The 20,160-nt window shown below is 58.9% G+C and carries 15 protein-coding genes; 5 read left to right on the forward strand and 10 right to left on the reverse strand.

The window, feature by feature from the left end:
• Positions 1 to 75 precede the first annotated feature (75 nt).
• From E4Z66_RS16250 to E4Z66_RS16260, 3 genes are all read right to left on the reverse strand, one after another.
• A complete protein-coding gene (locus E4Z66_RS16250; RefSeq protein WP_136464101.1) occupies positions 76 to 471 on the reverse strand; it encodes a hypothetical protein in 396 nt (131 codons plus the stop codon).
• A gap of 81 nt (positions 472 to 552) precedes the next feature.
• Complete coding sequence (locus tag E4Z66_RS16255) at positions 553 to 5,685, reverse strand: RecQ family ATP-dependent DNA helicase (RefSeq protein ID WP_136464188.1); 5,133 nt, start codon at positions 5,683 to 5,685, stop codon at positions 553 to 555.
• Positions 5,686 to 6,306: 621 nt separating this feature from the next.
• A complete protein-coding gene (locus tag E4Z66_RS16260) occupies positions 6,307 to 7,200 on the reverse strand; it encodes a LysR family transcriptional regulator (protein WP_136464102.1) in 894 nt (297 codons plus the stop codon).
• 105 nt (positions 7,201 to 7,305) lie between these two features.
• Between E4Z66_RS16260 and E4Z66_RS16265 the strand changes: the two genes are divergently transcribed.
• The 3 genes from E4Z66_RS16265 to E4Z66_RS16275 all read left to right on the forward strand — a co-directional run bounded on the left by E4Z66_RS16265 (position 7,306) and on the right by E4Z66_RS16275 (position 9,950).
• Complete coding sequence (locus tag E4Z66_RS16265) at positions 7,306 to 8,187, forward strand: pirin family protein (protein WP_136464103.1); 882 nt, start codon at positions 7,306 to 7,308, stop codon at positions 8,185 to 8,187.
• 110 nt (positions 8,188 to 8,297) lie between these two features.
• Positions 8,298 to 9,380: an NAD(P)/FAD-dependent oxidoreductase gene (locus E4Z66_RS16270; protein WP_136464104.1), complete on the forward strand. Its 1,083-nt coding sequence runs from the start codon at positions 8,298 to 8,300 to the stop codon at positions 9,378 to 9,380.
• 159 nt (positions 9,381 to 9,539) lie between these two features.
• Positions 9,540 to 9,950, forward strand: a complete 411-nt coding sequence (locus tag E4Z66_RS16275) for a GFA family protein (RefSeq protein ID WP_136464105.1) — start codon at positions 9,540 to 9,542, stop codon at positions 9,948 to 9,950.
• A 60-nt stretch (positions 9,951 to 10,010) separates the two neighbouring features.
• Here the strand turns inward: E4Z66_RS16275 and E4Z66_RS16280 are convergent, their stop codons facing one another.
• Positions 10,011 to 10,646: a cation efflux transmembrane domain-containing protein gene (locus E4Z66_RS16280; RefSeq protein ID WP_136464106.1), complete on the reverse strand. Its 636-nt coding sequence runs from the start codon at positions 10,644 to 10,646 to the stop codon at positions 10,011 to 10,013.
• Positions 10,643 to 11,416, reverse strand: a complete 774-nt coding sequence (locus E4Z66_RS16285; RefSeq protein WP_136464107.1) for a transglutaminase-like domain-containing protein — start codon at positions 11,414 to 11,416, stop codon at positions 10,643 to 10,645. Before E4Z66_RS16285 ends, E4Z66_RS16280 begins: the two co-directional genes overlap by 4 nt.
• Positions 11,417 to 11,486: 70 nt before the next feature.
• Between E4Z66_RS16285 and E4Z66_RS16290 the strand changes: the two genes are divergently transcribed.
• The gene (locus E4Z66_RS16290) at positions 11,487 to 11,903 is read left to right on the forward strand and encodes a MerR family transcriptional regulator (protein ID WP_136464108.1); all 417 of its coding nucleotides are present in this window, start codon (positions 11,487 to 11,489) and stop codon (positions 11,901 to 11,903) included.
• Positions 11,904 to 12,037: 134 nt separating this feature from the next.
• Here E4Z66_RS16290 and glpD read toward each other — a convergent pair whose 3' ends face one another.
• A complete protein-coding gene (gene glpD, locus E4Z66_RS16295; RefSeq protein ID WP_136464109.1) occupies positions 12,038 to 13,651 on the reverse strand; it encodes a glycerol-3-phosphate dehydrogenase in 1,614 nt (537 codons plus the stop codon).
• A 230-nt stretch (positions 13,652 to 13,881) separates the two neighbouring features.
• Here glpD and E4Z66_RS16300 point away from each other — a divergent pair, with 230 nt between their 5' ends.
• Positions 13,882 to 14,646 (forward strand): DeoR/GlpR family DNA-binding transcription regulator, encoded by a 765-nt coding sequence (locus E4Z66_RS16300; RefSeq protein ID WP_136464110.1) that lies wholly within the window; start codon positions 13,882 to 13,884, stop codon positions 14,644 to 14,646.
• Here E4Z66_RS16300 and E4Z66_RS16305 read toward each other — a convergent pair.
• From E4Z66_RS16305 to E4Z66_RS16320, 4 genes are all read right to left on the reverse strand, one after another.
• Positions 14,643 to 15,044 carry a rhodanese-like domain-containing protein gene (locus E4Z66_RS16305; protein WP_136464111.1) on the reverse strand — a complete coding sequence of 134 codons (402 nt, stop codon included), beginning with the start codon at positions 15,042 to 15,044 and terminating at the stop codon, positions 14,643 to 14,645. The two genes, E4Z66_RS16300 and E4Z66_RS16305, sit on opposite strands and share 4 nt — an antisense overlap.
• Positions 15,045 to 15,131: 87 nt before the next feature.
• Positions 15,132 to 16,874: a DUF2793 domain-containing protein gene (locus E4Z66_RS16310; RefSeq protein WP_136464112.1), complete on the reverse strand. Its 1,743-nt coding sequence runs from the start codon at positions 16,872 to 16,874 to the stop codon at positions 15,132 to 15,134.
• Between the two features lie 102 nt (positions 16,875 to 16,976).
• On the reverse strand, positions 16,977 to 17,924 hold the full coding sequence (locus tag E4Z66_RS16315) for a glucokinase (protein ID WP_136464113.1): 948 nt from the start codon (positions 17,922 to 17,924) through the stop codon (positions 16,977 to 16,979).
• Between the two features lie 8 nt (positions 17,925 to 17,932).
• Positions 17,933 to 20,122 (reverse strand): heavy metal translocating P-type ATPase, encoded by a 2,190-nt coding sequence (locus E4Z66_RS16320; RefSeq protein ID WP_246036050.1) that lies wholly within the window; start codon positions 20,120 to 20,122, stop codon positions 17,933 to 17,935.
• Between the last annotated feature and the right edge of the window lie 38 nt (positions 20,123 to 20,160).

The raw sequence follows: 20,160 nt of genomic DNA on the forward strand, positions 1-20,160 counted from the left end.
GCACCGGTCGTCCAGAAAGATGTCTGAAATGGTCCGTTTGTACAGGACCGAAATTCTCAAAAGTAACCCAACCCATCAGTCTTCAATCAGCGAAAAATCATCGTTATCGCCCGATTTGCTTTTTCGATTTCTGGATTTTCTGAGTCTTGGGGTTTTGGGAACGTTATTGTCGTTTAGCGCTTTCTCGACCAACCAAGTGGCAGGGTGATCAGGGAAGCCTTCGCCATAGTGGCGGATCAGATCGATATATTTGAAACCAATCGCAGAAATCTTTCCGATCTCCTCGCCGGTTGAAGTGCTTTTGACCACGAGGCCGCCGCCCTTGGCCGCCAGCGCTATATCCTTTTCTTTCAACGCCGCCGAAAGATCATTCCAAGAGTGTGTGTCGTCGATAGATTTGCGGATGTGTGTTTTGATGTCGAGTATCGACGGACTGCCAATATCCTGTGATTCTGGAACCGAGATATCCAATGCCTTTGCGGAAGGGCCGACCGTTTCTCGAAGTGGTTTGTTCCTGACACGGTCCGTCCGATCATCCTCTCGGGCTGTTGGTTAAACCTGAATATGCAGGGCTTCTGCATTCTCATGTCGGAAGACCAACTCTGGCAGTATGGTTTCCCAACTATCGCGCCTATGGTAGTGAGCGTAGCCTTCGCTACTATCGGTCTTGCGCCAGTTGATGATCGCCCCGATCTGACCAGTGGCGAATACATGACCGTGGGGTGGCTTCCACGATTTGGCCATACGTCCGACAACGCGTTTTTGGGCGTCCAGCAAAATCCAATGAGGTTGTTGAAACACAAGGGAAAGGGTGTCCCCTACATTCGCTGTGCGCACGGCGTTGTGCACTTCATGTGCATCAGTCTGGCGACCGGCGAATGACAAATCTACGATATCGAGCGCAGGCATCTGGTATTTTGTCGCGGGCAACGAGGTTTTGTCGAGATCGGGCGTCACATGCCTGATCAGAACTGAATCTGAGCCCGGTTTCAGAAAGGGGTGCGCTCCGGATGTCAGCACCGTCAGGCTTTTCTGTGCCCGGGTCATCGCCACATAGAATAGGCGACGAGGTGCTTGACTGTCCTCCTCTTTCGAGACCCTGGTCCAACCTCCGTTCAGAATGGCGACATGGTCAAATTCAAGGCCCTTCGCCCTGTGCGCCGTCAGCAACAGCAATCCACGTTGTTCACCGCGTGTATCCCGGGACCAGTCCGCGATCCATTCAATGATGTCGGGAACCGGCATTGTTTTGGTGCCCAACTCCCGGGCCAGTTCCGCCACACCTTCTGCCAGCAAACCCACCCACTTGTTACGATGTTGAACATTAAGGACCGAGAGGATGTCCTGAATACCCAAAAGTGCGCCTTGTTTCTCGCGCAATCCGGACACCAGACGTTGGGTTTCTCTAAGTCGCCAAACATTTGGAAGGTCTTCGTTGGCCATATCTACACGTAAACCCAATGCTTCGGCATAGGTGCGAACTGCATCGAGTGATTTCCAATCTCGAGAAATCACCGCAACACGGGACCAGTTCCAATTGGGGTCCAGGCGAGAAAGGCGGATTAGTTCGTCGATTGCCGCTACAGATTGCGGCATCGCGCCAGGTGGGACGTCCAGCAACTGCACTCGGCCATGGGCAACGGAATCCTTCCCCTCCAGACGTCCACCGCTGGGTTGTGAGAGCCGCGCCTGATTGATCGTGATTTGGTGATCAACTTTCATGCGTTCAGGCGCTTTGGATATGACCTGATTGGCAGCCTCGATAATATGTGCTGTCGACCGGTAGTTTTCGATCAGAAAAGATGGTCTGGCCTTATAATCCTCTTCAAATCTTCGGATGAAATCGACAGAAGCTCCGTTGAAGGCATAGATATTCTGGTCATCGTCGCCCACGGCAAACAGGCTAAGTTTAAGCTCTGCATCTTCCAGAGAACGACCAGCCACGGCGGAAATGAGCGCGTATTCCTCCGGGCCAATGTCTTGGTACTCATCCACCAAAATCCAGCGAAACCCTTGAATGAGGCTCTCGCGCTGCGCCTCTGCTTCGGCTTTTGTCAGGCCTTCGGGGTTGAGCTGGCGCACCGCCTCCATAATGACATTGTCGAAGTCTTCTGTTGCGGCCTGAACCCCCGCAAAACTGGCACCGACCAGCTTCATCGCAAGTGAATGGCAAGTCGAGATCGTAACCCCCGCCGCATCATCGCCCACCAGCGCTCGCAGGCGAACGCGGATTTCGGCAGCGGCATGGCGATTATAGGCCAGTACCAGAATACCGCGCGGGTCTTCGCGCTTCATCCGTAACAGATAAGCGATCCGGTGCACCAAAACACGGGTCTTCCCAGATCCGGGACCGGCCAGAACCAAAACATTGGTCTGATCCCGATCGTCCGCGACAATGTCCTGTTGGACCTTGTTGCCCAGGTCTTCGACAATGGCCGTCCAGGACTTGCTTGTTGTCTGTCGCTTGACCTCACGCGCCATGCCCGGCATCCAACGTTTCAGGAACTGCTCTTTGTTGAGCAGGAAGTAATCCTCCGATAGGCGTTCGGCGTCAGTAATCTTCTCGAGACCGGTTTCCGCGTAAGTTGCCATAACATGGGTCTGAAGTGTCTGTTCGGCGTAATGCTCTTCCAGAGGAAGGAAGTCAGATTGCGTGAACTGACCACCTTTGGGGTTGAGGAATACGGTCATGGCCGGGCGGAATACGGTCAACCCTTTCCCCAGTGTCAACACGCCCTGTTCATGCATCCAAAGCAAGGAGCGTTCCAACAGTTTGGTCATATCGCGCAGACCGCTGGATTTAAGAATGGCATCCTGTGTGAGCTCCGCCAGAAGGTCACCCACGGTAGTTTCGACCTGCAGGTCTTTGCCGCGCGCGCCTTTGTCGAGTCGACCCATCAGAAATTTCAACAGAATCCCGGCAGCTTGCCACCGAACCTCAGCGGTCTGGGCAATGACATCCCACGATCTTACCCGCGTCACGTTTAGAGTATTCCGGCTGATCTTGCGCAACCGAATATTGCCGGTGCCACCATCCTGCCCCTTGCCATCCCGAGCTATGCCCCGGATCAGTTTGTCGATGACATCGGGGCGGGCATCGGAGTGGCCCTGATCGCGTAGATGCTGGCAGGTTTCCTGCAGGTTCAGCGGTATTGGAGTCTCTTTGTCCGCATCAGGTGCCAGCTCTCGCATCGACGCGATCAAATCCCGTTCCAGATTTGCGGCCGCTGTAAGGCGCCCGGAGGAAGACTGCGCCACACCGACATGGATGAAGAGCGTGATCACAACGTCGTTGCGCGCGATCCCAAACCTTTCAAGGTTGGCCATCGCCTTTGTCAGTGCGCCGGGTGTCAAACCGCTGACGCCGCAGAGCTGATCGGTTGAGACCCCTTCATCCCCCGGAGCCAAAATCAGATGCTGCACGATGGCCAGCAATTGTTTGCGATGCTCTTGAGTGATCTCCGCATCCGCAAGCCGTTGTTTCGCTTCGTCCAATGTGCGGACTGTTAGCGAAGAAGGGAAAATACGAACACGGTTCTCTTCTCGCGAAACAAGTGTCGCTTCTTCAAGCCAAGATACGGCCGTCTTGACTCGTGTGTCATCAGTCGCGCTGTCCCGTTCAAACTCGTGATCCTTTTCGAACCGGACAATCTCACCCGCAGTCGCGACGATTTTGCCAGTTTTGCGTGTGCGCTCGTCGATCCGGCGTAGGGCTTTTAGAATGGCTCCGATTTCATGCCGCGCCAAACGCGAACCCGCGGACAGCCTGAACTGGCGTTCTACATCATCCCCCGCGTACAGAAGTACGCAATCGGCGGCTTCCCGGTCGCGTCCAGCGCGCCCAGCTTCCTGCAGGTAATTTTCCAAGGACCCTGGGATGTCTGCATGCACCACCAGCCGGATGTCGGGTTTGTCGATGCCCATACCAAAAGCGTTGGTGGCTGCGATTACCCGCAGGTCTCCGACCCGGAACCGTTCCTGGACGTCGTGTTTGTCATCGGACCCAAGTCCAGCGTGGAAATGTGCCGCGTCCATACCTTGTGATTTTAGAAACTCGGCAACGCGCTCGGTCTCTTTGCGCGTCGCGCAATAGATCACGGCGCCGGATCGACCCTCAGCAGGCAGCAGCTCTTCGATCACGTTCAGGACATCGGACAGTTTGCTGTTCTTGGTCGTGGGTCTGACATCAAATGTCAGGTTTTTCCGCGATGCTCCACCATCAAGGGACAGCAGCTCGACCCCGGCGCGGGACTGGAAATGCTCGACGATATCGGCGACGACTTCTGGTTTGGCGGTGGCCGTGAGACAGAGGATTGGGGCAGGGGCTTGATCGCCCGAGAACTCTTTGATGAACCGTCCCAGATATCTGTAGTCCGGCCTGAAATCATGACCCCATTTCGACACGCAGTGAGCCTCGTCAATAGCCCACAGGCCAACTTCGCGCTGAGCCAGTACCGACCGGATTGACGTACTGCGCAATTGCTCAGGCGAGATAATCAAAATGCCCGCATCCCCCATGCGGACCTTGTCCAAGGCGTCTTGTCGCTCGGGCATTGACATCTGACCATTCACAGTCACGGAACAGGAAATACCTGCGCGCTCCATACCCTGAACCTGATCTGCCATCAGCGCGACTAACGGGGAAATGACCACGGTCAAAGCTCCGATTTTGTCGAACCGCGACAAAGCGGGCACCTGGTAACACACGGATTTTCCAGTGCCTGTTGGCAGGATGCCAAGCAGGCTTGTTCCGGACATAGCCTCATCGACAATGCGTTCCTGCAGAGGGCGACCATCTGGGTCCACAGGCTGTGGGCGAAAACTGTCGAAACCGAACCACCTGTTCAGCGCACGCACCGCGTCATTCTGTTCAGCACACCACTGACAGGCGGGATCTTTGCAGGACGTATCCCTGAGATGGCGGACAATCAGAGATGCCTCGCGAAACTGCGCCCGGACCCATGGGGGCATGACCGAGTCCCCGCCCGCTACGGTAATCCAGGATAGCGCATAGGCCATAGGCCATCCGTTTCGGGGATCGCTAAGCCGTCCCAGAGTCTGTTCGACCCGTTTGCCACAAGCCCGACCGTCGAGCATCCGGCGGATGGCGGCAACGGCTTCATCATGCGGCGGGCAATCGGCTTTTCGTAGGTACTTGAAAACCGCATCGAACCCTTCAGATTGTCCCGTTCGAGTGGTCAGGAAGTGATAGGCTACGAGCGTATCCGGTTCGCTTTCAGCAAGGTTTTGAAAGGCGTCGAGCTGATTTGCCAACACCTTGAAAACGAGCCGGGCGTCAAGTTCTGGATCATTAATATGCCCCGCAGCCAACCGGCCGTCCTGATAGTGTTTGACCAGATGGTGGTACGGGTTGCGTGGGAAGGCCAGCGGGTTCAGCCATAATGTATCAATTGGTGCCTGCATGATCTGGGTCAGACGTGGTCTGGCAGCAATTAGGTGTTCCATATCGTGGTGCAGAAAATTGTGACCAATTGGATGTAAGACGCCTGCGATAGCCTCTTCCAAGCGGTCGAGATTTTTCTCCAATGTGCCGGATTTCGACTTCAATGCCGGTTGCTCATCGTTTCGGACGGCGGCAAAGGCAAATACCTTCGCGGTTTTGGGATCCACTTCCAAATCGATGGACAGACATTTGGAAAGTAACTCGTTATGTCGACCGTTCATATGTGATGCGCAACTTTTCAAAACTTGCAGATAGAAAATACCTTTTTGAGACCATGCACAACCCGCGCGGGGCCTGACTTCAGACATACAACGTTTGATGGCCGACAGTCGAAGTTATCTCGAAGCATGTCTCGAATGGCAGAAAGAAACTACTTCTAAGCCAGTCGCCGACGCTCAAAACGAGGATCAAGATAGCGATCTTTAATTTCCCGGAGCGGAGACATTCAGGGTGGTACAGCCGATTTCTTCTTTCTGACAGACGCGTGAGCAGGCGCACCGCCTTCTACAACCATGTTCGGTTCATAATGCGATCGTTGCTTTTCCGTAGTTACAGGCAATTTTGTGGATTTTGCTATAACTGCAATTGCGTATCAAACTACTGCTAATCATGGTTTCCTGCAGCGCAGCCGGAGCAATGTCAATTTGGCGATATAGTCAAGCATTGGATTCACTATACCGGTATAGTGCATGAAATACCGTCGCTATACCTACAAAACAAAGACAGGCTCCATCGAGCTTAATGCTTCATTGCCACTATGGGCAGTTCCGGCACGTCTACTTGCTATGCGCACAAAGTTATGCGCTCAAATGGCGCAAAGGTTCGCGCGTCCCGAGAGGAAACTACAGCGAACACTCCTCGAACGCATTCCACAGATAGGCCGCGACCGGTCCTATCGCTGGCTTGCGTTGGCGAAAGACGAACACTTCAATCCCGAAGCTCAAATGCGTGTGGGGCAGGACGATTTCCCGTAACGCGTCCTGCGCCAACTCTTCGGCGATCATGTGTTCGGGCAGACGCCCCCAACCAAGGCCCGCGACCAGCAATTGCTTTTTCATATGCAGGTCGTTGACATACCACCGCCGCTGTCCCTTCTGAACCCCAAGCTCCCGGTCGAACAGGCCCGAAGCCTGACCGCTGTCGCGCGCGATGACCTGATGGAATCGCCGCAGGTCGGCCAACGTGCCGGGCGCGTCCATCGCATCCAGAAGCGAAGGCGCGGCGACATTGCGCATCGCGGACCTGGCCACGGGCCTGTAATCGAACCCTCCTTCTTCCAGCATCACATGGATCGCGGGCGCGAGGGCCAGTGCCGCTTCGCCGGACTGCACGGCCCCGATCGCGCCTGAAAGAACCTCGCCGCGCAGGACAAGGCGGGTGTCGGGAAAGCGGGCTTGCACCTTGGCCAGCACCGGCGTCACGACGTCCAGATCCGTGGCGGCATCGATGGCGATGGTGATCGTTTCTTCCTGCCCTTTTTCGAAATGCTGGATCAGCTGCGTCAGGTCTTCCGCCTCGGACAGAACCCGCAGCGATTGCAGATAGACCCGCCGACCCACCGGGGTCAGTTCCAACCGATAACCTGTGCGATCAAAAAGCTCTGTCCCGGTCTGGAATTCCAACGCCTTCAAGGCCTGGCTCACCGCGGGTTGGGTTCGGTTCAGGCTCTCCGCCGCCGCTTTGACCGACCCGGTGTCGACCACGGCGCGCAGCACCTTTAGTTGATCCAGCTTCATCGGTGGCCCCTGATGTTAAGCAATACTTATATAGACAGGCAAAAAATATAAATTTCAATCCATCGTTCGGACGCTTACCTCTGAGTCAGAGAATGGAGTGTCGCGATGAGACAGGTCACATCACAGCAGGATATCCAGCCCGACCGCGTCGGTAGCTTCACCATTGCCCGCGCGATCCCAAATCCAGCGGTGCAATTCGCCGGTCCGATCATGCTGCTGGATCATCTGCCGCCAAAGGACATCGCACCGCGTGAAATTCCCGATCCCGACGGATCCTTCGCGCATCCGCACCGGGGTATCGCCACTTTCACTTATGTTCTGGAAGGCGCGCTGACCCATGCCGACAGCAGTGGCGGGCATGGCACCATCACCTCAGGCGGTGTGCAGTGGATGAAGGCCGGGAACGGCATCGTCCATGACGAAATGATGCCCGCAGACCTGCGCAACAATGGTGGCCGCCTGCACAGCTTCCAATTCTGGATCAACCTGCCCGCCCGCAACAAGGCGGAGCCTGCTGAATACATGCCCGTCCCGGCCGAGGATTTGCCGGTACTGCCCCTGCCGAGCGGCCGCGCGCATCTCAAGGTTCTTCTGGGCAGCTATGATGGCTCCGCCGCGCCCATCCCGACCTTTTCCGAAGAATTCATCTGGCATGTGAGGGTTGAGCCAATGGGCTCTGCCCGTGTGGACTTGCCCGCGGGCCTTCCCGTGGTGGGCTTTCTTCCAGGCCAAGGCGCAATCGTCAGCGGAACGGAGGTGGCCGCGCACCGGTCCTTCGTGCTGGGCGATGAAGGGTCCGACATCGAAATCGTCAATCCGGGTGCCGACCCGCTGGACCTTTTGCTGTTCGGCGGCGCACCGATCGCCGAGCCGGTCGCCATGCTTGGCCCCTTTGTGATGAACACGCAAGCCGAACTGACCGAGGCTTTCCACGAATACCGCGCGGGCAAGTATGGGCAGATCACCTATCCGCCTGAAACAGGCTGAACCACGGCAGAACACGCGCCTACCAGCCTTCTTTGACCTTCATTCCAAAACCCGCGGCCAGCGATGTGGATCACCCGCCGTCTGACCGCCCTGAAAGGAAATACACTCCCATGTCCAAACGCATCGTTATTGTCGGCGGCGGCTATGTTGGCGTCGGTCTCGCCAAATCGCTTGACGCCACTGCTGACGTCACCCTGATCGAACCGCGCAGCCATTTCGTCCACGCACCTGCCATGATCCGCGCCGTTGCGGACCCGTCGCTGCTTGACCGGGTGTTGATCCCCTATGATCGTCTGCTCGAGAACGGCCGCGTGCTGCATGCCCGTGCGACCGGTATCGACGCAACCGGCGTAACGCTGGATGACGGACAAAAGGTAGAAGCCGATTACATCGTGGTTGGCACCGGCTCTTCCAACGCGACGCCCTTCAAACCTGTGGGCGACGACATCGAGGGGCTGCGGCAGGCCAACCAGCGCATCCACCAGCAGCTCAAGGCGGCGCAGACCATCGGTATTGTCGGCGCGGGGGCCGTTGGCACGGAACTGGCGGGCGAGATCGCTTATGCCATGCCGGACAAGAAGATTACGCTGATTTCGGACACGGACCGCCTGTTCCCCACCATGCCGGAGAAGCTTGGCGCATCGCTGGCCAAGAAATTGCAGGACGCAGGCGTGACCCTCAAACTTGGGAACAGGGCCGAAAACCTGCAAAGCATGACCGAACCCTATGCCGGTCAGCTGCGGCTGTCGGATGGGTCTGAACATACGTTCGACCTGATTTTCCCCGTCCTTGGCTCGCGCGCCAGTTCCGAATTGCTGGAGGCGTTGCCCGACATCCAGAAAAGCACCGCAAACCGGATCAAGGTGGACCAGTGGCTGCGCCCATCATCGCTGCCCAATGTCTTTGCCGCCGGGGATGTGGCCGATGCGGGCGACAGCATGACCATTGTCGCGGCCAGCCGCCAATTGCCTTGGCTCACCGCAACGCTGAAAGGGCTTATGGCGGACAAGCCGCTCGACACGATGAAACCCTATAAGCCATGGGGGCCCAAAGCGCCGATCCTCGTACCGCTTGGCCCGAAGCGCGGCAGTTCCTTCCTGGGCCTGTTCACCGCCGGCGATTTCCTGACGCGCAGGCTGAAAGGCGAAGACCTGTTCGTGACAAGGTACAACAAACTGCTGAACAGGGAGTGACGCAGGTGCCTTCCAGACGTGGCTGACCCCGCCGGATGTTACCGGTCTGCCAGCGGATATATGTCGCTGGTTTGACCGTCATCCGGCACCCGGATACGAAAACGATGTGAGAGTGCATTCGACTGGCAGCAGGGCACTCGCAGGGCAAGGGGGGTGTGAATGGACGACAATCTGGCCACGGGTCAGTGCCTTTGCGGCGCTGTGTCATTTCGCGTTTCGGGCGCGTTCGAAAGCTTTTACCTGTGCCATTGTTCGCGCTGCCGCAAGGATAGCGGATCAGCGCATTCGGCTAATCTGTTCTCGACCGTAGCCAGGATCACCTGGGTGTCGGGAGAGGATAGGATCAAGACGTTCCGGCTTCCCAAGTCGCAGCACATCAAGAGCTTTTGCGCCGATTGCGGCTCCGCGCTGCCGGTGTTCCAAGAGGCGCATGGTGTGCTTGTCGTGCCCGCGGGGTCGCTGGAGACCCGGATCAATATCCGACCGGGCGCACATATTTGCTACTCCAGCCGCGCCGATTGGGACAAGGATCTCTCCTCCATCACAAGGATCGGCGGTCTGCCGGGATGAACGTTCGGTCCTATGATCGGCCCCTGAACAGCGCACCGCCGGATAGCATTGCTATTTACATCATGCTTCCAAATGATCGTGCCCGTACCCCGCGCGCCGCTCTGCAAGCGCTTGTCGCACGATCTGGAACGCGGAGGACAGGAAAAGCCCCGCCATGATGGTTGCAACGATCAGGTCCGGCCAGCCGCTTGCCGTGCCCCAAACGCCTAGGGCTGCGATCATAACCGCCACGTTGCCAATGGCATCGTTGCGCGAACACAGCCAGACCGACCGGACATTGGCATCCCCATCCTTGTACCGGATCAGCAGCGCGACGCTTGCCAGATTGGTAAGCAGGGCAAGGAAGCCGACGATGCCCATGATCTCTGCCGTGGGAATGCCGACATAGAACACGCGATACACCGTCGAACCAAAGACCCACAGCCCCATAAGCAAGAGGCTGACGCCCTTGAACAGCGCCGCGTTTGTCCGGGCGCGGACCGAAGCCCCAATGACCGCAAGCGAAATCCCATAGGTCAGCGCATCCCCCGCAAAGTCGAGCGCGTCCGCCTGCAACGCCTGCGATTTGGCCAAGTGACCGGCCGTCATTTCGACGAAGAACATTGTCGCATTCAGCGCGATGACGATCCAGAGCCGTCTTTTGTAGTCATCCGAGACACCGTCGAACTTGGTGTCATGTCCGCAGCAGCCAGTCATGACGCGGCCCCTTTGTCTTGAGGAATGGGCACGGGCGGCAGCAGATTGGACTCTCCACCCGGAATGGCCGGGACACGCCCGGCACGAATCTGTGCGACTCGCCGGTTCATCCAGTGCCGGATGGCCAAACGATAGGCCAATCCGCGCAACCCGGTAAGCTGCCTATGATCTGCATAGAAGGCATCCGGGCTGTCAAAGACCCCAAGATCGCTGTTGATGCCTGTCTTCTGGATATAGGTACTTTGCCCCGCCCAGCCGACGCTTGGCGTTTGCAAACAATCCGTGCCCACCCCGTATGCACAAAGCACCCTGCGCTTCGGAAAGCTTGCTTGAAGCGCTTCCAGAACGCCCCGATCCAGAATGAACCCTTCCAGCTCCAGCCATGTGCCGCCGTGCTGCACCTCCACCCAAGAGTGGATGATGTTGCGCGGCGCGAGCGGATAGACAGCCTCTGGCACCACGCCGCGTTGCAGGCGCTTGTCGATGGTAAAGCCGTGAAACCGGCACGGTATTTTCAAGGCCCGCAGCAAGGCCATCAGAAGCGTGCCCTTGGTGTTGCATTGGCCGTAGCCATCGGCCAGCACTTTCGAGGCAGGCAGGGCGTCGTCAGAATTGTAGCCAAACAGCACCTCGTTGCGCACGAATTCATAGGCTGCGCCGATACGCGCCTTTTCGGTCAACTCCGCCCATCCCCGCTGCGCAACAAGCGCCTGAATCGGCGCGGCCCGGTAGTCGAGCAGAGGCGTGGCAGAGAGATAATCGTGGGACATCCTGACCTCTTCTTCTTGTGTCCCAATTCATATACGATCTCTAGTAACTAGAGGTTCAAGAGGTTTCTGCATGTTTTCCATCGGGGAGCTTTCACGCCGCACCAAGGTCAAGGTGCCGACCATCCGGTACTATGAAGAAATGGGATTGCTGCCCAAAGCCGCACGCACATCCGGCAACCAACGGCGATACGACACAGCCGGATTGGAACGATTGAGTTTCATACGCCACGCGCGGGATCTTGGATTTTCCATCGAGGCGATCTCGTCGCTGATCGAATTACAAGAGCATCCGGATCGGTCCTGCGAGACAGCGGCAGTTATTGCCAGATCGCAACTTGCAGAGGTGCGGGCGAAGATCAAAAGGCTCAAAACGCTTGAGAAGGAATTGAGCCGGATTTCCAAAGGCTGCAACGGCGCAGGTGTGTCGGAAGATTGCTATGTGCTGGCATCGCTGGCGGACCACACCTTGTGCGACCGCGAACACTAGCAAGCGCCAGATCGCGCTAACCAACAGTCAGCGCGGCCCGCGTCATTGCCCATTTCGACAGGGCGGCGATGCGGACCCTCTGGATCGACGCCTTTGTTGCCAGCGGCCCGGTCGGCCTGTTTCTGGCAATGGTTTTACAACGGCGTGGCCGTGGTTGATGGCGATGCTGCGGGCCGCGCGGCCTCGGCAGCCATCCATGTATCCAGGTCGGCGATTTCACCTGCTGACAGACGGAGTCCCAGCTTGCTGCGACGCCAGACGACATCCTCAGCCGTGCGGGCGAATTCCTGTCGCATCAGCCAGCGCACCTCCGCCTCTGTCAGCGTTGCGCCGAAATCGCGGCCCAGATCCTCGGCAGTCGCCGCGCCTGACAGCATCTCGGCGCTCTCTGTCCCGTAAGCGCGGACAAGGCGCAGCGCCCATCTGTCCGTCAGGAACGTGAAACGCGCCTGCAAGTCGCGGACCAGATCATTGACCCCATCCACAGGGAAATCCCCGCCCGGCAGCGGCACACCAGCGGTCCACGGCCCTTGGGGTGCCCGTATATGCTGACCGATCCGCGCCATCGCGCTTTCGGCCAAGCGGCGATAGGTGGTGATCTTGCCGCCAAACACATTCAGCAGCGGCGCGCCGCCTTCGGCATTGACTGTCAATGTATAATCCCGTGTCGCCGCCGTCGCGCTGCTGGCCCCATCATCATACAGCGGGCGCACACCGGAATAGGTCCAGACGATATCCTCGCGGCCAATCGGCGTCTTGAAATAACCGTTCGCGAAATCGATCAGATAATCCTGCTCCTCCGGTGTGCAAACGGGCGGTTCCGACGGGTCATCATGGTCTGCATCCGTCGTGCCGATCAGCGTGAAGTCCGTTTCATACGGTATCGCAAAGATGATCCGCCCATCGGTGCCCTGAAAGAAGTAGCATTTGTCGTGGTCAAAAAGGCGCCGCGTCACGATATGCGAACCACGGACCAAGCGGACATTGTCGCGTGACGACAGTGCCAGAGTGTCATGGATCGTGCGCGCCACCCATGGACCCGCAGCATTCACCAACATCCGGGCGCGGCGTATCTGTTCCGCGCCGGTGACGCTGTCGCGCAAGGTGATTTCCCAGTGATCCCCACCGCGCTGCGCCGAGACGACTTCTGTCCGCGTCAATATCTCTGCGCCACGCGCCTTTGCATCGCGGGCGTTCAGCACGACAAGCCGCGAATCTTCGATCCAGCAGTCGGAGTATTCATAGGCCTGCGCGAACTGGTCTTGCAAAGGCGCGCCTTCCGGGGCGGTCCTTAGATCAAGCACCTTGGTGCCGGGCAAGACCTTCCGCCCACCCAGCGTATCATACATGAACAGCCCCAACCGGATCAGCCACTTCGGGCGGCGTCCCTTCATCCACGGCATGATCGTCGACAGCAGCTTGGATGTCGGCGTCTGCGCGTCAAAGCGCATCCCCTTGTGATAGGGCAACACGAACCGCATCGGCCAGCTGATATGCGGCATTGCCGAAAGCAGAACCTCGCGTTCGATCAACGCTTCGCGGACCAGCCGAAATTCGAAATATTCAAGATAACGCAAGCCGCCGTGGAACAGCTTCGTCGATGCTGAAGAGGTCGCGCTGGCCAAGTCGTTCTTCTCTGCCAAGGCCACGCGCAGACCGCGCCCGGCCGCATCCCGTGCGATACCGCAGCCATTGATGCCACCGCCGATGACGAAAAGATCGACAGGTTCGACACTGCTTTGTGACATTAGAATGCTCCGGTTAAGTGCGCACTGTCCGCTTAACGGATCACCGCGCGGTATCGCAAGGAAATCATTTTCGTTTGTGTTCGTTTTCTCGTATAAGTAGCCGTATACTACGAAAATCAACCGTTATGGTCGCAAATTCGTGACTCACAAATTCGTTTCCATGCGTACGACTTGCTGATCTTCGCGACTTAATGCATGGTCCGCACAGTCAGCACGGACCACCGAACCCCATGTCACAAACCTTCCGACATCCGGAAATTCTGGAAATCGCACGTAAAGACGGGAACGTGACCGTCGACAGGCTGGCGCGGCATTTTCGGGTAACGCGGCAGACGATCCGGCGCGACCTGACGGACCTTGCCGAGGCCGGCAAGTTGGAACGCGTGCATGGCGGCGCGGTTCTGCCCTCTGGCACGACAAACATTGCCTATGCGGAACGGCGTACGCTTAACGCAGCGGCAAAGGCTGCCATCGCACGTGACTGCGCCGCCCAGGTGTCGCGCAACAGTTCGGTATTTCTCAATATCGGCACCACGACAGAGGCCGTCGCGCGCGAGCTTCTCCACCGCGAGAACCTGATGGTGGTGACGAATAACCTGAACGTCGCCAATATCCTGACTGGGAACCCAACCTGCGAGGTCATTCTGACGGGCGGCTTGTTGCGGCGGGCCGATGGTGGCTTGATCGGCCCCGTCGCGGCAGAAACCATCTCAAAGTTCAAGTTCGATGTGGCGATTGTCGGATGCTCCGCCCTCGATCAAGACGGGGACATCCTGGATTTCGATTTGCAGGAAGTGGCGATCAGCCAAGCGGCGCTGCGCCAATCGCGCGACGTCTATCTTGTGGCGGATCATTCGAAATTCATGCGCAGCGCCCCGGTACGGATTGCGTCGCTGGCCGATGTGGATGTGTTCCACACCGATACGCCGCTTTCGGCGCGGCTGTCAGAACGCTGCGTTGAATGGGGCACAAGCGTCCATCTGGCGTCGACTTAATCGCCTTTCGAAACCCGCTCCACCGGCCCGCCTTGCGCTTCCCATGTGGAAAACCCTTCGCGCAGGTTTGATGCTTGAAACCCCATGTCCTGCAATGCCGCAACCGCCAAAGCGGACCGCCACCCGCTGGCACAGTGGAGAACATATTCCTTGCCCTCTTGGGCGAACACGTCGCGGAAATAGGGGCTGTCAGGATCGACCCAAAACTCAAGCATACCGCGCGGCGCATGTACCGATCCGGGGATGAATCCGAGTTTCTGGCGCTCCCGCACGTCGCGGATATCGACGATGACGACAGAGGGATCATCGATGCGGGAAATGAGGTCAGGCGTTTCGACATTCGTGATGCGGGCTTGTGCCTCTGCCACCAATTCTGCCGATGTTTTCTTGAGCTTCATGCCGAGTCCTCCTGTCGCGCAGGTTATCCTTGCCACAACCGGGCAGCGCCGACTAGGGGCCACCCGGTTGCAACATGGATACCACGATCAGGCTGGGACGATCTTGACCGTGGCCGGATCGAAGCTGACGGTTCCGGTCTGCGCATCGCCCTGCACGACGCGGAGCGAACACGACCCGTCTGCCTCACGGATGACTGCGCCGCTTTGGTCGGCGGCAACCGACACGCCCGTCACCCAGACACGGTGCGTTGACCCGGTGTCAGGATATGTCGAATACCCGCCAGCGCGGTTGGAGTAGTTCAGCAACCAAACCGGACGCACCTGCGCCGTGCCCGGCGGGAAATTGGTTGGTACGTTGCGGCCTGACAGGTCCACCCCGCCCATGGCATTTTCCACACGGTACCATGCGTCAGTGGCATCCACGACCAGATCGCTGAAGAACCCGAACTTGTAGTTCCAGCCGGAACTGCGGTTGGCGATTTTCGTCCCGGCAGGCCACACCCCAGCCGGATCATCCGGATTTCCAAGCGCCGCCGGCAGGGGTTGCTTCAACAGAACCTTGTGGTTCGCCTTATCGACACTGCCCAGATCGAACATGTCGATCTCTTCGATCCGGCTGTAGAACTCGTAGGTTTTGCCAAGGGAGTTCTTGTAGCCGAAGATGACGATCCCGCGCTCATAGCTGCTAGAGGTGCTTTCATTCCAGCCAGAGGCATCGGTCAGGTGCAGTTCGGTGTCGCCCGGCGCAAGTGGCTGGTCCAGCGTGGTCATGCTGTCGATTCCGCCATGGTGATAGCGCGTGTGATGCGCCGCGTTGATCGTCAGCCCGTCGGAATCGTAGCAGCGGAAGCCCATATAGTGGACATGCCGTTCTTCGTTGGCGAATGCCGACCAATCTCCGGCCACGCTTTCTTGCCGGATATAGACGCCCAGACGATACAGCCGGTTCGGATCCAGCGCGACGAATTCCGCCATTTCTTCCACGCCGGAATAGTACCCAGCCTTGGAGAAAGAGCCCGGCATATTCGGCGTCTCCAACGGATCGAAGGTGAAGCTGGCTGGATAGTTATAGGTATTGCCCAGATGGCCCGTGCTATTCGTTACCATGCCGCCGCCGCGCGATGTGGTGTAATCCTGTGTGACCAATGGCGACGCGCCGAACGCGGGGTCGCTCAGCAGGGTGTTGGGCAGGCTGACCGCGCCGTTATTCCGGTCCACGCGCAGCGCCGTGTGAAAGGCGGTTCCGTCCGCGCTGACCTTGATCTCGAAGTCGTCGGACCCAGTGATGCCCATCTCGGCACGGCCCGACCAACCGGTTTGGAACAGAAGGCTCGCAGTATCGATGTCGGACTGCTTGTTCAGCTTAAGCTGATGTCCGCCACCAATATCGTGGGACAGCAGCGTGGCATCCGCCGATACCGCCAGCCGGTTCACGGTATCGGCCGTCGTGTTGATCCCGAACCGATCCGAAGCCGTTGCGCTGCTGACCCCGCCGCCGACCGTCAGCCAACCCGTACCGTCATAGGCAATCTGCGACCCGCTGGACTGATCATACGCGACCCAGCCGATCTTGGGCGTCACGAATTGCCAGGTGCCGCTTTCGAATTGGGCGATCTGCCCCTCGTAGCCCGCGAAATCGCCCGTGGCGCCGGGTTGGATGATATAGCGATCCCCATCGACAGCCGTGGGATCGGGCGCTTGAACCCGGTCCCGAACGCTCAACTGGACGATGGTGTCCAGCGTGCGCAAGGCTTCGTTATGCGTGACATGTTTCTGCGCCTGACCGCCCTGAATGAACGGCAGTGAGAGATTCAGCGAATTCTGCGACATGTGTCCCCCGAAGGTCTTTGATCCGGGGGGCAGACTCGGCCAAAGGATTGAAAATCCGTTAAACTGTGCGCGCGTTGGAATTTTGCCGGGACCGGCGGCGGCTCAGGTCGCGACGCGCAGGGCGTTGATACAGCCGCGCAGACCGAAATCGGTGATCGTCACCAGATAGACACCGCAGGATGCGCGCAAGTCGCTGAAGCGGCCTCCGGCGGTGTAAGTGTCCCAGAAGCTTTCATCGAAGAGACCGGGATTTGCCTGCGCAACGCCGCCCAACAGGAACAGCCCCCCTTGCGCCTTGAGCGTTACGGCCAGATCGCCCGCGACCGACGCCAGATGCGCGCGGAACAAGTCGACACAGCGGCGTGCGATCGGATCATTGGCCTGAGCTTGCGCAAAGATTTCGGCGCCCTTGACGCCCGCCGCGCCGCCACAGGCTTGGAACAGCACCGGCAGTCCGGTCCCGCTAAGGATACTTTCCGCTTCGAATGTCAGCGTGTCGCCAAGGCGTGTTTCGGGCCAAAGTTCTGCCATGCGCTGAAATACAGGCACCTCGTCTTCGCGTCTGGGGCCGACCGCGACATGCCCGCCTTCACCGGGAATGACGTGATACCGGGCGCCGTCCCACATCAGGCTGCCGACGCCAAGCCCCGTGCCCGGCCCGACGGCGACCCTGTGGCCTTCCGTCAAAGGCCCGCTTTTGCCGATAGGGGTCACATCGGCATCTGTCAAAGACGCCAAGGACCACGCAGCGGCTTCGAAATCATTGATCACTCGCACGTGGCGCGCACCTGTCACAGCGCCGATCTCGGATTCGGATACCCGCCAGCCGCCATTCGTCAACAGGATCTCTCCGCTGCGAACGGGGCCTGCCCCCGCAGCGACAACGGCACGCGGCGCGCCGCCAAGCTCATCGCAGACAGATTTCAGCGTTTCGGCGATATTCCGGTCGGGGGTCATCGGGAAATCTGTCCGCAGGGCAATGCGGCCCGCCACGATTTGCGCGACACGCATATTGGTGCCGCCGATATCCGCCACAAGATCCCAATCCATTTCGCCCCCTATGCGCGTCGCAGGCGCAGTGCATTGCTGACCACAAAGACAGATGACAACGCCATCGCTGCCGCGCCCAGCATAGGGGATAATTGCCACCCGAATGCAGGGAAGAAAACACCCATCGCGACGGGGATCAGTGCTGCATTATAGGCGAAGGCCCAGAACAGGTTTTGCCGGATATTGCGCAGCGTCGCCCCGCTGATGGTTTTCGCCCGCGCGACCCCGGCAACCGCGCCGGACATCAGAACGATATCCGCCGCCTCTATCGCGACATCCGTTCCAGCCCCCATGGCAATGCCGACATCCGCCTGCGCCAAGGCCGGGGCATCATTGATACCGTCGCCAACGAAGGCCACGGGGCCATCGGTTTGCAGTTGTTTGACCACGTCAAGCTTGTCGCCGGGCAGCAATTCGGCCCGCACTGTATCCACGCCCAATTGCGCACCAACCGCCTGCGCCACTTCGCGCCGGTCGCCGGACATCATCGCAAGACGTACACCTTGCGCCTTCAATGCCGCCAAAGCCTCTTGCGCGTCGGGCTTCACCTTGTCGGCAACCGCGAAAACAGCGCACGCTTGCCTGTCCTTGGCCGCAAAGACGGGGGTTGCCGCCTGCGTCAGATACCGCGCTTCGGCATCACGAAATGGGCCAAGATCGACGCCGCGACTGTCCATGAAGGCGGCAGAGCCAACGGCAATTTCCGCACCCCCGACCTGGGCGATTGCCCCACGGCCAGAGACGGCCTCAAACCCACTGACTGCCGGCAGCGGCCCCGTCGCTTCGTCGGCGATTGCTTGCGCGATGGGATGCTCGCTTTGCGCTTCGACCGCCGCAATCGCGTGCAGGCTGTCCGCCCCGCCGATCACTTCCCGGTCGATCACAGAGGGCCGCCCTTCGGTCAGCGTACCGGTTTTGTCGAACGCGACAATGTGCACAGAATTCAGGCGCTCCAGCGCGTCACCCTTGCGGAACAGAACGCCCGATTGCGCCGCACGCCCGGTGCCCACAACGACAGAGACCGGAGTCGCCAGTCCCATCGCGCATGGACACGCGATAATCAGCACCGACACCGCCGCGACAAGCGCTTGGGCCAGGGTGCCGCCAAAGGCGAGCCACCCGATGAATGTCACAACGGCCAGCGCCATGATCACAGGTACAAAGACCCCGGTGATGCGATCGACCAGAGCCTGCACAGGCAGTTTCGCCCCTTGTGCCGTTTCCACCATGCGGACGATCCGCGACAGCATGCTATCTGCACCAAGCGTCGTGGCGGTGATCCGCAGCACGTTTGTGCCATTCACCGTGCCACCGATGACCGGCGCGCCGGGTTGTTTTTCGACCGGGACCGGCTCTCCGGTCATCATGCTTTCATCGACGAATGCGTGACCGTCGATGACTTCGCCATCCACGGGGATACGCCCGCCGGGTCTAACCACCAGAACGTCCCCAATCGCGATCTTGGCCAAGGGGCGTTCTTCCACGCCAGTTTCAGTCTCTACAAAGGCGGTATCAGGCCGCAGTTCGACCAGTTTTGCGATCGCCTCTCCCGCCTGCCCTTTGGCGCGCGCCTCCAGAAACCGACCCAGCAGGATCAGCGTGACGATGACACCGGCCGCTTCGAAATAGACCGCGCGGGAGGCTGCGGGAATAACGCTCGGCGCGAAAGTCACGACGGTCGAATAGGCCCACGCAGCGCCAGCACCTAACGCGACGAGCGAATTCATCTCTGGCGCGCCACGTGCCAACGCCCGCAACCCGATATCGAAGAACACGCGCCCCGGCCAAACCAGAACCGCAGTAATCAGGATGAATTGCGCGATCCAGAATGCCTGCATCCCGACCGCAACCATGACCCAGTGATGTATCGGCGGGTACAGATGGCCGCCCATCTCCAGCACGAATACCGGCAGCGTCAAAATCGCAGCGATGGAAAAGCGTCGCCACATATCGCCCGCGACGTCGGCGCGCTTGGTTTCCTCTGTCTTGACCTGAGCTGGATACCCCGCCTCGGTCAGGGCCTGCGCCAGCGTGGTCGGGGACACGGAATCCGCAACTGTCGTCACCTGCGCCGTTCCCGTCGCAAGGTTCACCACGGCTGACACAACCCCTTTCTGTCCGCCCAGCGCGGTTTCCGCGCGGCGCACACAAGACGCGCAATGAAGCCCGTCAACTTGCAAGGCAATGATCTGTGACATGATGCACATAAGTGACGCGGCTTACGAAACGTCAAGAG

Source organism: Aliishimia ponticola, assembly GCF_004803475.1.
In the GTDB taxonomy this organism is placed as follows: domain Bacteria; phylum Pseudomonadota; class Alphaproteobacteria; order Rhodobacterales; family Rhodobacteraceae; genus Aliishimia; species Aliishimia ponticola.